14 protein-coding genes are annotated in these 14676 nt (G+C 42.8%); 4 read left to right on the top strand and 10 right to left on the bottom strand.

What is annotated here, in order from left to right:
* Positions 1–631 precede the first annotated feature (631 nt).
* The 3 genes from IQ259_RS25075 (at position 632) to cobT (ending at position 3389) form a co-directional block, all read left to right on the top strand.
* Entirely contained in the window at positions 632–1336 is a 705-nt protein-coding gene (locus tag IQ259_RS25075) for a Crp/Fnr family transcriptional regulator (protein ID WP_193888726.1), read from the top strand.
* Positions 1337–1349: 13 nt separating this feature from the next.
* A complete protein-coding gene (locus IQ259_RS25070; RefSeq protein ID WP_193888725.1) occupies positions 1350–2102 on the top strand; it encodes a DUF2232 domain-containing protein in 753 nt (250 codons plus the stop codon).
* Between the two features lie 186 nt (positions 2103–2288).
* Entirely contained in the window at positions 2289–3389 is a 1101-nt protein-coding gene (gene cobT / locus IQ259_RS25065; protein ID WP_193888724.1) for a nicotinate mononucleotide-dependent phosphoribosyltransferase CobT, read from the top strand.
* Positions 3390–3479: 90 nt separating this feature from the next.
* On the opposite strand, the gene IQ259_RS25060 is transcribed toward cobT, so the two are convergent.
* Complete coding sequence (locus tag IQ259_RS25060; protein WP_193888723.1) at positions 3480–3854, bottom strand: hypothetical protein; 375 nt, start codon at positions 3852–3854, stop codon at positions 3480–3482.
* Between the two features lie 528 nt (positions 3855–4382).
* Here IQ259_RS25060 and IQ259_RS25055 point away from each other — a divergent pair.
* Entirely contained in the window at positions 4383–5543 is a 1161-nt protein-coding gene (locus tag IQ259_RS25055; protein ID WP_193888722.1) for an extracellular solute-binding protein, read from the top strand.
* A 292-nt stretch (positions 5544–5835) separates the two neighbouring features.
* Here IQ259_RS25055 and IQ259_RS25050 read toward each other — a convergent pair whose 3' ends face one another.
* The 9 genes from IQ259_RS25050 to IQ259_RS25010 form a co-directional block, all read right to left on the bottom strand.
* A complete protein-coding gene (locus tag IQ259_RS25050; RefSeq protein WP_193888721.1) occupies positions 5836–6366 on the bottom strand; it encodes a hypothetical protein in 531 nt (176 codons plus the stop codon).
* A 202-nt stretch (positions 6367–6568) separates the two neighbouring features.
* Positions 6569–7372: a trans-aconitate 2-methyltransferase gene (locus IQ259_RS25045; protein ID WP_193888720.1), complete on the bottom strand. Its 804-nt coding sequence runs from the start codon at positions 7370–7372 to the stop codon at positions 6569–6571.
* A 61-nt stretch (positions 7373–7433) separates the two neighbouring features.
* Positions 7434–10106 carry an RNA helicase gene (locus tag IQ259_RS25040; RefSeq protein WP_193888719.1) on the bottom strand — a complete coding sequence of 891 codons (2673 nt, stop codon included), beginning with the start codon at positions 10104–10106 and terminating at the stop codon, positions 7434–7436.
* Positions 10107–10216: 110 nt separating this feature from the next.
* Entirely contained in the window at positions 10217–11029 is an 813-nt protein-coding gene (proC, locus tag IQ259_RS25035; protein WP_193888718.1) for a pyrroline-5-carboxylate reductase, read from the bottom strand.
* 91 nt (positions 11030–11120) lie between these two features.
* Entirely contained in the window at positions 11121–11717 is a 597-nt protein-coding gene (locus IQ259_RS25030) for a cell division protein SepF (RefSeq protein WP_193888717.1), read from the bottom strand.
* 366 nt (positions 11718–12083) lie between these two features.
* Positions 12084–12752, bottom strand: coding sequence for a YggS family pyridoxal phosphate-dependent enzyme (locus IQ259_RS25025; RefSeq protein WP_193888716.1), 669 nt, complete (start codon positions 12750–12752; stop codon positions 12084–12086).
* The gene (pipX, locus tag IQ259_RS25020; RefSeq protein WP_193888715.1) at positions 12749–13027 is read right to left on the bottom strand and encodes a transcriptional coactivator PipX; all 279 of its coding nucleotides are present in this window, start codon (positions 13025–13027) and stop codon (positions 12749–12751) included. Before pipX ends, IQ259_RS25025 begins: the two co-directional genes overlap by 4 nt.
* Positions 13028–13199: 172 nt before the next feature.
* Entirely contained in the window at positions 13200–13400 is a 201-nt protein-coding gene (locus IQ259_RS25015) for a hypothetical protein (RefSeq protein WP_193888714.1), read from the bottom strand.
* A gap of 72 nt (positions 13401–13472) precedes the next feature.
* A partial coding sequence (locus tag IQ259_RS25010) for an anthranilate synthase component I (RefSeq protein WP_193888713.1) occupies positions 13473–14676 on the bottom strand: 1204 nt, incomplete at its 5' end.

The raw sequence follows: 14676 nt of genomic DNA, 5'->3' as shown, positions 1-14676 counted from the left end.
GCCCCCTGCCTCTAATAAAAAAATGCAACAAATCGGCCAACAGTCTGGCATCTTACCACAAGCACCAAATCTACAAGGCAAATTCCCTCCACTTTACATCCACAAGCGCCATTAATCTAGCTAAGGAATCCTTGAATGGCAAGTTATTCCATTTTAGATTTTGGATTGAAAACCCTTTGTTAACATAAGTTCGATGTCTAACTGCACAAACAAAACGCTACACCTAGCTTACTTCGACTAAGAGTAAGGCGATCGCATCACCCGACTTCATCAAGCTCAGTATGACAGCGCCATACCTCAAAAAACCATTGCTGGGATATTTTTTGATTGTATTTTTCATAGCAAAAGTTAACTAGGTTGAGTATCATTAAGTGTGGCTTGCCTATATTTTTAAGTAAATATTTTTGCAATGCAGCTAGTGTCTTCAAAATTCTTACAGAGGTACTTAGCCAGCGATTGCACAAGTTTTACATTATTTAAACTCCGTAAGTAAGACTGTTTCTAAAAATGCTTTTATTGTTTTTTGTTTAACTAGAAGTCTCTATTAGAAAAAGTCTTTGCATTGATGGCTGAGGCTAAATGTATCACTCTTGTTTGTTTTGTATGTAACACCTTTAATGAAGATGCCGTAATGGGAGACCGATATAGCTTGCAAGAAGAACCTATTCATCCTTGGATCAGATCGGCTCCCTTTTTTCAAGGGTTGCCAGAATCTGTTGTAGAGCCAGCCCTTACCCATCTTGTGACTCGAACACACCCAGCTAATCAAGTGATTTTATTGGAAAATGACTGGGGTGGTTCTGTATATTTTATATTTGATGGTTGGGTGAAAATTCGTACTTATAATTTGGAAGGTAAAGAGGTAACTCTAAATATTCTAGGCAAAGGCGAATTATTTGGGGAAATGGCTGCGTTAGATGAAGTACCTCGTTCTACCGACGTGATTACTCTCACGGCTACGGTAATTGGTAGTATGCCTTCTCAAGATTTTGTCAAGTTACTGCAAATAGAACCCTTGGCAGGAGTGAGATTATCAAAGCTGATGGCTAGGCGCTTGCGGCAAGTAAATCGTCGCCTGCGGTTGCGAGAATCTGATAGTCAATCGCGGGTAGCAGACACGTTGCTATTTTTGGCAGAAGGACAGGGGAAAAAAGGACAAACAGGAGAAACCGAAATCCCTAATTTACCTCACCGAGAATTAAGTAGTCTAAGTGGGCTGGCGCGGGAAACCGTCACAAGAGTCTTGACTAGATTAGAAAAGAAAGGGTTAATTAAACGGGATCAAGAAACTATTTGCATTCCCGATGTGTTAGCCCTGGAAAGATTGATTGTGTAAAAAATTTTTCAAAATGAGTATTGTAGATTCTCTGCCCGAAGAGCCAGAGGAAAGCCCATCTTCTGAATCTCAATCCCAAGGGCAATTACAGCAACACGACAGTCCAAATAATTCTGGAAACTATAGCAACTTGCAACCTCCCCAACTGAAAGCCGTTGCACCTTTGAGGATGGTAGAAACGGCATTTTTAGCCAGTACTGCCAGCTTAATTTGGTTTATTAATTTTTATTTTCCTTTGGGGCCAGTTTTGCGGATATTTTTTCCTGTACCGATCGCTCTAGTTTACCTGCGCTGGGGACAACGGGCTGCATGGATGGCAGCAGTCACCTCTGGCTTGTTGTTGTCGGTACTGATGGGGCCTGTTCGCAGTTTACTATTTGTTATGCCTTATGCTTTCATGGGCGTACTCTTGGGAGTAACTTGGCATCGTCGTGTTCCTTGGATTGTATCTATCACTTTAGCTACCCTGTTAGGCACTTTAGGTTTCTTTTTTCGGATGTGGTTGCTGTCTGTGTTATCTGGTGAAGACTTATGGATTTATCTAATTAACCAAGTCACAGGAATTGCTGAGTGGATATTTCTCAAGCTAGGATTATTAACCAGTCCGAATGTATTTTTGATTCAAGCAGGGGCTTTTGCTTTGGTTGTAATTAATAATTTTATTTATCTATTTGTGGTACATGTGGCTGCATGGCTACTATTAGATCGTTTGGGCAATCCCATTCCTCGCCCGCCACGCTGGGTACAAGTCTTGATGGATTATTAGTGCTGAGGCAATACATTTCGGTTAATATCTCCTATCTCCATCTTGTTCAGATCCCCCCAACTCCCCTTAAAAAGGGGAGCTAATAACCCTTTTTTATCCCCTTTTTAAGGGGTCGCCGCAGGTGGGGGGATCTGAATCTAGGATGACCAAACCTTTATCCGAAAAGTATTGGGTTGCTATTTACTGATGATTAGTATTTATACTCAAGTAGAACAAGGTAAAAATTGGCTTGCTAAATATCGCGGTTGTTTACCTATCTTTACCTGTGTTCTGGGTTTTACTGAAACTGCTTTGATTCCAGGAATTTCGGCGGCTGGATGCACGCCAGAAGATCGCAAGTACACGGCTTGCGCGGATGCTGAGTTTTTGTATTACGGTGCAGAACACCAACCGCAATATCCCTTACCACCACTGACGGCGGGAGCATCGCCTGTGTTAATTTCTCGCGCTGTGGTTGAATCACTCAAAATACCAGTTTACTTATTTAATGCTGGATTACCCCAATCTCCCGCAGTACCCGCAATTGATTTAGGAGGTTCGCCAGCTAGGTGTTTAAGTACAGGGGAGGCGATCGCATTAGCAACAGTCAAGCACTTGCTTAAACAAGGGCTAATTTGGGGCGATCGCTTGGCGGCTCAAGTTCCGCAGAGTTACTTAATTTTAAGTGAGTGTGTTGTTGGCGGTACTACAACTGCTTTAGCAATTCTCTCGGCTTTGGGAATAGATGCGATCGGCAAAGTCAACAGCAGCCACCCAATTTGTAACCATCAGCAAAAATGGGACGTGGTACAGGCTGGGTTACAAAAAATTCCTAGTTCTTCAGATCCCTTACAACTAGTAGCGGCAGTGGGTGATCCTATGCAAGTGGTAGTAGCGGGGATGGCGATCGCAGCTAGTCGCAGTTGTGGTATTTTGTTGGCAGGTGGGACACAAATGTTGGCAGTTTACGCTTTAATTACCGCAATTTCCCAAGCCTACGATTTATTTTGGCAACCAAATCAAGTAATTGTGGGGACAACTCGCTGGGTAGCAGAAGATCCCACTGGTGGGACGATTGATTTAGCCCTCAGCTTGGATAAAATCATCCCTCCTTTACTGGCTACGCAGCTAAGTTTTGCCCATTCTCGTTATCCACAACTGCAAGCTTATGAACAAGGTTTTGTTAAAGAAGGTGTCGGTGCTGGAGCCGCTGGCATTGCAGCACATCTCTACCAAGATTGGCAACAATATCAACTTTTAGCAGCTATTGAAGACCAATTCCAACGTCTGCGTCAATTCAACAATTAATCTTTTATATTTTAATTTTGTGTTTATACAAAAATACCGGACTGAAAAAGCTCCGGTAAATTCCTAAATATTGACTATTGAACCATTACATTAATGAATTCTTTCTCGGAGTAATTGTTCTTCTAAAGCTGCAATCCGATTATAGGCTGCGGTTAATTGTGCTGTTAGACGTTGTATTTGAATTTCAGGTGTTAAAATCTTATCCCCACCCTGACGATTTATATCTAAATAAACGCCATCTGTTAAAACATCTTTGTGTTCAAATTCTTGATTAAAACCGATTTGACCTTTTAACTGATAAGGTAAAGTTTCACTATTTTCTTGATAGTTATCTTTGGCTTGGGTTTTCGCTAATGAACATTCTGAAAAAGCTTGATCTACTTTAAAGTCTAGCTGCTCAATTACTTGGTAGAGGGCATCCAGTTTATGGCTCAAAGTCAGGATCTGGTTTTGTAATGGCTCCATCTAATACCCTCGTCAGTATATTTTCTCTATGTTATTCAATTTACTGGTAATTTTAACCATACTTATGAATTATTTAATTATTCAAATATTCTGTCGATACTAAAATACCAAGGATGAAAATATCTCTTGCCTGTAACTTAATTTCCTGATAATTCATAGTTTTATGACAATCATTTTGCTATTCTGATTTTCTATCAGAAAAATTTATGAATGGATTCCAGGATGTTAACATGGGTGCGTGCATGTCTCACTTATTTTAGTGCAAGCTGTCATTAACCTTCTATAAACACAAAGAACTAATGATTAAGAATATATTGACCTTTTTACATGCAGGATAACTAATACCGTTTCACTTTAAGTTTGATACAAGTAGGTCGCAGGGGGGCAGGGGGTAGGGAGCAGAGGGAAAGAATTAAAAACCATTAATTTGTATCAAGATTTTCGTGAATTGGTATCACACTAACTTTCCTCTTAACCCTGATCTTGTAAGAGAATAGTCTAAAATCTAACTTTACATATCCAAAACTAATGGATCGACGGTCTTTTTTGCTCAGTATAGGTGGATTGGCACTTTCGCAGCTGCTGATTGGGTGTGGTAATAAAAACCAAACAAAACTCAGCATACACTTATTGAAAGGTTCTATTCCCAGTCAGGTAGTTGATAAATTTCGCCAAGAATTACAGCAAAAGGCGGAGTTAAAATTTGCCCCAGTTGACCAAATACAGAATTTATATCAGCAATTGCAAACTTGGCATGAAAAACCAAAAACTACCGATAAGCAAGCGTGGACTCGCTGGATTCCATTTACGCAATCTCAAACAACAGGTGCAGTTGATTTGGTGACTTTGGGAGATTATTGGCTGAAAGCTGCAATTGAGCGGAAACTAATTCAACCTCTAGAAGAGGCAGAAGTCAAGGAATTAAAATATTGGTCGGCTTTAGATGAAAGATGGCGACAACTAGTAACTCGTAATGATCAAGGGAAACTAGATGCTCAAGGAAAAGTGTGGGCTGCACCTTACCGTTGGGGTAGTACAATGATTGTCTATGATCGGGAAAAATTCCGAAAATTGGGATGGAAGCCGCAGGATTGGAGCGATTTGTGGCGAGACGGGTTGCGATCGCGCATTTCTTTACTAGATAATCCTAGAGAAGTGATTGGTCTGGTGTTGAAGAAGCTCGGCAAATCGTACAACACAGAGAATCTCGATACAGTAGCAAACCTTGAAAAAGAACTGCAAACCTTAAACCAACAGGTAAAATTATATAGCTCTAACACCTACCTAGAACCTCTCATTATTGGAGATACTTGGTTAGCTGTTGGTTGGTCAACCGATATTTTACCATTGCTGGCACGTTATCCGCGACTGAGTGTAGTTATCCCTCAATCAGGAACAGCTATCTGGGCAGATTTGTGGGTACGTCCTACTAAGGCAAGCAAAAACGAAATATCATCTAATTGGATTGATTTTTGTTTGCAACCAGAAATAGCCAAGCAAATTATGCTCAAGACTAGAAGTAATTCGCCAATTTCTCCTGATATTGCAGCAGCCGATATTCAAGAACCAATACGCAGTCTGTTGCAGACTAATTATCAAGTTTTCAATAAAAGTGAATTTTTGCTTCCCTTACCTATATCAGCAGTAAAACAGTACGATTCTTTATTCACCAAAATCAAGACAAGTTAGAAAAGATTTGGAGTGAAAATATATAACAAAGGCTTTTTGACTTTTATAGCAGGTGACAGGGAACAGGTGACAGGTGACAGGGTTAAAAGTCTTTTAGTGCATGAGTTTTATCATTGGCCGATGTCCTAACTGCCTTGGCTACTGCTATAACTTTTGACTTCCGTGTAGCGGTACTAGTACAGCACGGCGTAAATAAGCAAACCGTCTAAAACATCAATAAAGCTTACAAAATAAGCACTTTTTCTTTTTACTTTTGCCTTTTTACTTTTGCCTTATTGTACTAGCCTCTTGTTCACTCCGAAGATTGCTGCAAAACTAACCTATTTAGAGAACTTATCTGAATTCGGCATGATATTGGGCTTATTTGAAAGTTACAGGTGTAACTTGCTAAAAGTTCCTGTTGGTAGTTAAAAACCCGTAGGTTATAAACGTCTTTTCTAGCAACATTACCTAAGCGATTTACAAAGCTGTAGCGTTCTAGATAGTCTAGTATGCTCCAAACTTGCTGATTTACGATCACGTCTACTCGCCCAGGTGCTTTTGCAGAAGCAGGATACGCTATCCAATTATCCAACAACTTATTTTCGGAATTGGCTTTAGCCAACCATAAACTCGGAGTAGTTAATCCTTGTGGACTAATGGTGTTAGCTGTAATTACAGTGTCGTTTGGCTTGGTTAATAAGTCCAGTTCCAACGGCGCATCAGAAGGTAACAGAGGCGATGTTTCTGCTAGTGAGGGGAGAACTAGAGAAAGGGGAATTGCACTCAGCCTGAGGACTAGTAGTAGTATTTTTCGACAACCTAGCAGTTTTTGTCTAAGCATAAGCTAACACCATTTGGCTCATGGATTAGAGGTGATCAACTTTACCATATATAGCAGGTGACAGGGAACAGGTGACAGGGTTAAAAGTCTTTTAGTGCATGAGTTTTATCATTGTCCGATGTCCTAACTGCCTTGGCTACTGCTATATCCATAATTTATCTAAAGTAAATGTCTGTTTGTACTGGGTAAAGTTCCGCAGAATCTAAATTTTGGTAGCCAGGATGCGAATTCTGCGGTAATCTGCTGCCCAATAACCTTCTTGGTAAAGTGTGGGTTTGAGGCACTCTTCAACTGTATGAATGACTTGTAGTTGTTCCTCAGCAGACAATTTTGCCAAGAAAGCGCTGGCAAACATTTGAATCCAGTTTTTTATGCCTGCTGTACCGTCTGCTAAAGGAGTAGGACGAGCAAACAAGATAGCTTGAGTGACTTCTAAGCCTTGTTGTTCTGTTAGGGTAGTATATTCACTAATGCTAGGAAAATACCAAGGGTTCAAGGCTTGGGGGTTGGATAGACCAATTTTCTCGAAAGCAGTATACAAAGCTTGGAGAATGGATTGTATGTTGCCTTTACCGCCAAACTCCGCGACAAAACGCCCTCCTGGTTTGAGTGCTTGGTGTATGGATGCGATGGGCTGCGCCCCGCCATCGGCGATCGCAACATCTGCTTGTTTAATCCAATGCAAGGTAGCATTAGAAAATACGGCATCGAATGGCTGTTCTACTTGAAAATTACGAGCATCAGCAACTTCAAAACGTAACTGCGGGTAATTTTTTCTAGCCTGTTCAATCATTGTGACGGCGTTATCAATTCCCATCACCTCAGCACCAGACTCGGCAATTTTGGCTGTCAGTTGTCCAGTTCCACAACCCAAATCTAATATTAATTCTCCTGGTTTAGGGTTGAGCCATTGCAGCAAGTCTTCGCCGTATTGCCACACGAAAGCATGTTTATTTTCATAAAGGGAAGCATCCCAAATTTGCTGTGATATCGAAATATTCTTCATAAGAAAGTTTCACAACCAAACATGAAAAAACTTTTTGAACTCAGCACTTTTTCCAGTCGCTTCACTCAACTACCTCATTCACCGGGAATCTATCAATTAATTGCATAGCACGGTAAGCATTGCGCTGCAAAATTTCTGGTAAATGGGGAACATGGGGGATTTGAGATAATAAATCCAAAGTCCGGCGTAAAATTCTCACTACATCACCTTCATCTAAGCTGGTGTTGCTACAGAGTTCTGTCCATTCCATGCCTAATGCCCACTTTTCAACGAGGGCAATTAACTCAAATTCTAACCACATGGGTAAGGCGACATTATATCGCCGTTGTAGTTGGAACATTTGGCGGCGGATTCCACGCAGTTTTGCTAAAGCCTCTGCTACTTCCTCACTCAAATCAAAGTTGACTCGACTATCTGGACGTGGGGTTTCTGTTACTAAAGCTGCGATCGCTGCTGCTAAATGGTGGGGATCTAATTGGTTGAGTTCACCGCTGGCAAATACTAAACCTAGCCACAATTCATTTTCTCCGCGAATGGCAGCGGCAATTCGGCCTAACTCCGTTGGCACTAAGTTATCCAAACAGCCAAAGTGTTGCAAAATCGCAATTAAATTGAGAAATTCGTCCCAATGACGTTGTGATTGTTGCTCTACTTGCCCTTGCAATTCTTCTAGTTCGGCTTCGAGTTCGACATAACGCGCTCGGCGTTTAAAAATTGTGGCAGCATTGCCTGATTGACGCAAGGGATGATTTTCTATTTGTTCTTCAACGGCTGTAACGCGACTGAGTTGTTCTACTACTTCTGGGGGCAGATGCAGAGATTCTCCTGGGTTGGGAATATGTTGAGCGATCGCAGCTGTTTGTTCATTCCCACGGTACGATTGTCCTGGTTTGAATTGCATCTCTGGCGGTGGGAGAATCTCTGGTGGCACGTCAATCCGGGGAAGTTCTGCATACAAATCTACTACATCGACCGTTGTAGCCACATACCAACGGTTATCTTGCCCCAAACAGACAAAATATGGCGCTTGTCCTAAACCAGGACTTTTGCCGACTAACATGGCTGTTATGGGTGTCGATACCGTGATGTTTTTCCCCTTGAGACTTAATAGCGTTCCAGACACAGCAAAACCCAACATCATGCCCAATTGTTCTTGGCGCTCTTCTTGAGCTTGTTGTTCCAGAGTTCTTAATAACTGGCGTTCGACTTTCAGACGTTGCCGTAATTTTTCGTAAACGGCGATTTCGTTTTCATCTACGGCGGCAATTTGTTCTTGGAGTTGGGCTAGTTGGGCTTGCAGTTCGGCAATCTCGTCGTATTCTGGTTTGAGGTGCAAGTTGGCTATGTACTGCCCAAAACTGCGTTCTACGAGTTCTCTAGCTTGCTCTAAGGTGTGGGTTTGCAGTAAGTTCAATACCATGCCGTAGCTGGGGGTAAATTGACTTACGAGGGGGTCTGGTTTGGAGGTGGCTAGATACGCTGCTTCTTTGGCTCCTTCAAAGGGGGTTTGGACTGTTACCACATAACCTTGTTTATCCATCCCTCGACGACCAGCCCTGCCTGCCATTTGCAAGAATTCAGAGGCATTTAATAGGCGGTGTCCGGTATCGGTGCGCTTGGAAAGGGTGGAAATTACTGTGGTGCGGGCAGGCATATTAATACCTGCGGCTAGGGTTTCGGTGGCGAATACCACCTTAATTAATCCTTGCTGGAATAATTCTTCAACTAGCACTTTCCATGCAGGTAAAATCCCGGCATGGTGGGCAGCAACGCCGCGATAGAGAGGGGCAATCTGTCCAGAACGTCCGGCTTCGGGGTTACGGTTTAAAAAATCGTCGATTTGCTGCCGTAATATTTGTGACTCTTCACCATTGACTAACCACAAGTCACCCACTTCTGCCACAGCTTTATCGCATCCCCGACGGCTGAAGATAAAGTAAATGGCGGGAAGCATATCCCGTTGTTGTAGCTGGCTCAAGGTGTAGATGATGCCGGGGGCTTCTGGTCTACCATTTTTGCCTTTGTCCCCTTGTCCCTTTCTATATTTTTTGACTAGGCGGGGATTAATTTTGTTTTTGGTATCATTCAGTAAGGGAAACAGACCTTTGGGATTGCAAAAGTCAAATTCTAGGGGTACTGGCCGAAAATCAGAATAAATTAGGTCTGTGGGGCCGTGGACGTGATTTAACCAATCTGTTAGTTGTTCGCTGTTGGCAACTGTGGCGGAGAGGGCTACTAGTTGCACTTCCCGGGGACAGTAGATGATTGATTCTTCCCAAACTGTACCTCGTTGGCGATCGTTCATGTAGTGGCACTCATCTAATACCACTGCTTCCACGTCTACTAAGGAAATGCCGATTTGTCCAATGGGTGTGCCATAGAGCATATTGCGGAAAATTTCTGTGGTCATCACTAGAATCGGCGCATCCCTGTTAATTGACGCATCGCCGGTTAAGAGTCCCACTTGGTCAAAACCGAATTTCTCACGAAAGTCGCGTAATTTTTGATTTGACAGCGCTTTCAGGGGCGTGGTATAAAATACGCGCTTTCTTCGCGCTAGGGCGTGATAGATAGCGTATTCTCCGACTAATGTTTTGCCCGAACCTGTGGGCGCACATACAACTACCGAGCGTCCAGCGTTAAGGGACGCGATCGCATCTTTCTGAAACTGATCGAGATCAAAGGGAAATATCGACCCTAAATTAATTTCTGGAGACGGTGCGGGATAATTCACTCAATCAAATTTGCAACCAGACTGTTTACTATATTAACGGGTCTTTTGTCAACTTCGTTAACGGAAATGGGGAATAGGGACAATTTTTGATTTTGCTACTCCCTACTTCGCTATTTTCCGAGTTCTTGCGATCGCACTGTGGCAGCTTTGACTGCTTCAATTAAAGCAGAACGAAATCCGGCTTTTTCTAGTTGACTAATCCCTGCGATGGTTGTGCCACCAGGACTTGTCACTTTGTCTTTGAGTTCTGCTGGGTGCATTTTGCTGTCGTGGAGTAATTGTGCAGTTCCCAAGACTGTTTGAAGGGCGAGTTGATTAGCAATGCCTCTGGGTAAACCTGCGGCAACTCCGCCATCGGCTAGGGCTTCTACCAAAATTGATACGTAAGCAGGGCCACTACCTGACAATCCTGTGACAGCATCCATCAAACTTTCAGAAACTTCGACCACTTCCCCCACTGCCGAAAATATTTGCAAGGCTATTTGGTGGTGTTTGGCGTTGGTATACGCACCTAAACAGATAGCTGTCATCCCTGCTCCTACGGTTGCTGGGGTATTGGGCATGGCTCTAATTACTGGTAATCCTGGAAATGCAGATTCTAGGTGATGTAAAGGCACTCCTGCCAAAATTGAGATCACCAGCGGCGAGTGTTCTACCAACATCATATCTGCCAATTCTTGAGCGATCGCGCTAAATACCTGGGGTTTAACAGCTAAAAATATGACTTCCTGAGCTTGCTGGAACACCAAGCTGTTATCTCTCGTCACAGTCACATCGTATTGCTGCTCTAAAAAAGCTTGGCGCGCCCCTTGTGGTTCGCTAACTATTACTTCTGAAGGTTGGTAGATGTCACGCCCTATAAGACGGGATAACAGCGCTTCTCCCATTACCCCACCACCAATTAAGCCGAATTTTATAGTCATTAGTTCATGGTCAATAGTCCATAGTCAATATCGTAGAGTCAAAAACTTCTGACTCTGGACTTTTGACTCTGGACTATTAACTAATTTAAATCTATTGTGCCATGCGATTAGGTTCAGTTCCCCAGTTTGGGCTGGCTGTTGGTGTGGTACGTACTGGACGAGCTGGCGGTTGTGGTACTTCATGAATAACTCCACCTTGGGTGCTAACTTGCACGCAGCTTGGCGTGAACAAAAAGATGCTCTCTCCAATCCGTTCTTGGTGTCCATCTAGTGCGTAAGTTCCACCAGCGACAAAATCAACTGCTCGCTGTGCTTGATCAGGATCCATGATTGTCAGGTTGAGTACTACTGACTTCCGCTCACGCAGGGCTTGAATTGCCTGGGGCATTTCTTCAAATGTACGAGGCTCAAGTACTAATACTTCCGAAATCCCGTTAACAGCTCCTGGCATACCAATTACGTTCCCCATCGTAGACTTTGATCCTGTTGCTACATCATTACCCATTGTAGACATGGGTTCCCGCCAACGTCGATTTTGTGTAGTAGCTTCCGCGGGTGCAGGTTGAGGATTTTCCTCTTGATACAAATTTTGGTAGTTATCTGTATCTGCCTCTTCTTCGTAATATTCGTATTCTACCTGCTCATTTAGCCCTACGAAATCTCGAAGCTTGGAAAAAATATTGTTCATTGGTACGCTCCTGATGCAAATTGCCTTTATCGATTTGGCTTTGATTTAATTGATGTAGCAAACACTGATCACTACAAAGGGCGAACAATTTAGTAATTTTATCGCTGTTTGTAGCGTCTATTACAACTATGGATAATAAACTGACGTTTTTGTGAACGCCTGTACCTTAACCTACATACAATAATGAGTCAAGATTATATCCTAAACATTTCCGGATATAAAGCTGACTTTACGGCTTTTTTGATGATTCGTTATTTTTTTTAATATTTTTTTTAGTGTCTTATTGTACCAGTAGCCTAAGGCAATTGTCTGTATTCCATACCTAGGGCTACTGCTACGACTAGTTAATTGTTACTGTCGGAGAAATTAATTGCGATCGCCAAATAATATGGTTCCCAATCTTACCATCGTTGCTCCAGCTTGTACTGCCAGTTGATAGTCGCCTGACATGCCCATTGAAAGGTGCTGCATGTGAATATTTGGCAATTTTTGTGACTGAATTTCTTCGGCTAATTGACGAGTGCTATTAAATACATGAACAATTTCCGCCTCAGCCAAACCCAGAGGCGGAATTGTCATCAATCCCTGAATTTGTAAAAACTGACACTGGTTGAGTTCCCCTAAGTCAGCCAATAATTCTGGAACACTCCAACCTGACTTATGGGGATCAGGAAGTATTTTGACTTGCAGACACACCTGCGGACTCACTTCTAGCTGCTGCGCTAATTGATTTAAGCGCTGTGCCAGTTTCAAATTATCTACAGAATGAATCCACTCAAATAGTTCCAGCGCTTTTTTGGCTTTGTTGCTTTGCAAATGTCCAATAAAGTGCCAAGTAATATCTGATAAGTCTTGCAATTCGACTTGTTTATTAGCCGTTTCTTGGATGCGACTCTCGCCAAAATCACGAATTCCGGCGTTATAAGCTAAACGAATCACCTCCGCCGGTACTTGCTTGCTGACAGCAATTAACCTGACAGAAGGTGGCAGTGAGGAGCGAATATGGGCAATACGTTCGTCAATCGAACTATTCATTGGAAGGTGCGTTGGAAAACACTCTGAAGCTGATCGTACTCCTGAGATTGGCCATTGCGTCGCAGGGTACGCAAACGATTTTCCAACATCATCCTGGCCTCTGTGCGTCCTATGGATTGAAATTTAATACCTTTAACGTCGTTTGTGACTAGAAAAAACAAGCGTTGGGCATAAAGTGTAGTAAACATATCTTGGTTTTCATCAACCATGCAAATCCGATAAAGCAAGCCCCAAGTTGGATGATTGATGTAAATTTCTGAGTTTTCTGAAGTCATTTAAGAGTCAAGGTAGGAGTATGTATATTTATTCGTAGTTCTAGATAAACATTCAGACGATGATATTACCTTTTCGCCAGAATATTTAGTTAAAACTACGCCAATTGAGTAATTTCTGCCATCACAGGGCAGTTATGAAATCCTTAATCTGATGCCTAGTGGGCAGATGAAGCTAACAGTGGGGAAAGGTAAAGGCACAAGACAGTTGATTAAGCTTGGGTGAGTAATACTTCTTTACTATGGGCAATACAAGAAAGTCTCTGCTTTTTTGTTTGGTTTTGCCTATGGCAAAGGGATTTACCCAGTGATGTTCCCAACGACCAAAGCTGACTCTCAAATCGATGTTGGCGTTGGCTTCTCTCCATGTTGCCATAATTCTGCCTTTGTGGCACAAAATAGCTAACAGTAGGGGATTAACTAGGCTTTGGAGAGGGAGATGCTTTGATTAACAATTCAGCATGTTCAAGGCTGCTAGTTGTGCCTGTGCTTTGTGCAGAGATTCATACCATTCTCTTTCGGGATCACTATCTGCCACAATACCTGCCCCTACTTGTCCCCAAACGGTTTTGAGTGCTGAGTGCTGAGTGCTGAGTAAAATATTCTCCTGTTGCACCCCTGCTTCCCCTGCTCCCCCTGCGCTAGAAACAGGAGCCAACAGTAAAGTCCGAATCAAGATATTCAAGTCTAAGTTACCGCGCCAGTCTAAATAGCCACAGGAACCGTAGAATAGGCTACGTCGCACAGGTTCTAGTTCTTCAATGATTTCCATGCAGCGGACTTTTGGACACCCTGTGATTGTGCCTCCAGGGAACATGGCACGAATCAAATCAACGGCGGTTTGCTCAGATTTTAAAGTACCTTTAACGTTGCTGACAAGGTGCATAACGTGACTATATCGCTCAATTGTGAGCAGTTCATCAACTTTTACTGTTCCCCATTCACAAACTCGCCCTAAATCATTGCGTTCCAAGTCCACCAGCATGATGTGTTCTGCACGTTCTTTAGTATTGCTGAGTAGTTCTTGTGCTAGTTGATGATCTTGTTCTGGGGTAGCACCACGCGATCGCGTGCCGGCAATTGGACGAGTCTGAGCTTGCCCATTTTGTAACAGCACCAACCGTTCTGGTGAACAACTAACTACTTCACCCCAGGGAGTCTGCCAGTAGCTGGCAAAAGGTGAAGGATTGATACGTTGTAATGCTTGGTAAATTGACCAGCTAGAGGCCATTGTAGACGCTGCAAATCGCAAAGAAATATTTGCCTGAAAGATGTCTCCAGCTTGAATATATTTTTTGGCGCGGTTGACTGATGTTTCATAATTTGATTGCGATGTGAAGAACTCAGGGGCAAAATTCACAGGTGTTTGTGGTGAGGAGGTAACTTGGTAGAGTGGATTCCCTGATTTTTTCTCTTCTAAAAGAATTTGTAACCTATCTACATCGGCAATGTCACTAGCTGCCAACCAAAGAATTTGTTCAGCGTGATCTAAAATGGCAAATGAGTCTGGTTCGTACCAAAAGGCTACGGGGAAGGGTAGAGTATCAGATTTGGCACAAGGTAGCCGTTCAATTTCCCTAGCTACGTCATAGCCAAGCCATCCCAACCAACCGCCAGTGAAGGGGAGGTGAGGTGGGGGCAGGGAGCAGGGG

The sequence above is a fragment of the Fortiea sp. LEGE XX443 genome (assembly GCF_015206815.1).
GTDB lineage: Bacteria > Cyanobacteriota > Cyanobacteriia > Cyanobacteriales > Nostocaceae > Nostoc_B.
Note: the sequence above shows the minus strand (reverse complement) of the source record. Positions and strands in the feature narration are given on the sequence as shown.

Bases quoted from the DNA above. Each gene is read 5' to 3' on its own strand.
- IQ259_RS25075 (WP_193888726.1), top strand. From the start codon at position 632: ATGGGAGACCGATATAGCTTGCAAGAAGAACCTATTCATCCTTGGATC.
- cobT (WP_193888724.1), top strand. From the start codon at position 2,289: ATGATTAGTATTTATACTCAAGTAGAACAAGGTAAAAATTGGCTTGCT.
- IQ259_RS25070 (WP_193888725.1), top strand. From the start codon at position 1,350: ATGAGTATTGTAGATTCTCTGCCCGAAGAGCCAGAGGAAAGCCCATCT.
- IQ259_RS25015 (WP_193888714.1), bottom strand. From the start codon at position 13,400: ATGGCAACATGGAGAGAAGCCAACGCCAACATCGATTTGAGAGTCAGC.
- proC (WP_193888718.1), bottom strand. From the start codon at position 11,029: ATGACTATAAAATTCGGCTTAATTGGTGGTGGGGTAATGGGAGAAGCG.
- pipX (WP_193888715.1), bottom strand. From the start codon at position 13,027: ATGACTTCAGAAAACTCAGAAATTTACATCAATCATCCAACTTGGGGC.
- IQ259_RS25060 (WP_193888723.1), bottom strand. From the start codon at position 3,854: ATGGAGCCATTACAAAACCAGATCCTGACTTTGAGCCATAAACTGGAT.
- IQ259_RS25025 (WP_193888716.1), bottom strand. From the start codon at position 12,752: ATGAATAGTTCGATTGACGAACGTATTGCCCATATTCGCTCCTCACTG.
- IQ259_RS25045 (WP_193888720.1), bottom strand. From the start codon at position 7,372: ATGAAGAATATTTCGATATCACAGCAAATTTGGGATGCTTCCCTTTAT.
- IQ259_RS25030 (WP_193888717.1), bottom strand. From the start codon at position 11,717: ATGAACAATATTTTTTCCAAGCTTCGAGATTTCGTAGGGCTAAATGAG.
- IQ259_RS25055 (WP_193888722.1), top strand. From the start codon at position 4,383: ATGGATCGACGGTCTTTTTTGCTCAGTATAGGTGGATTGGCACTTTCG.
- IQ259_RS25050 (WP_193888721.1), bottom strand. From the start codon at position 6,366: ATGCTTAGACAAAAACTGCTAGGTTGTCGAAAAATACTACTACTAGTC.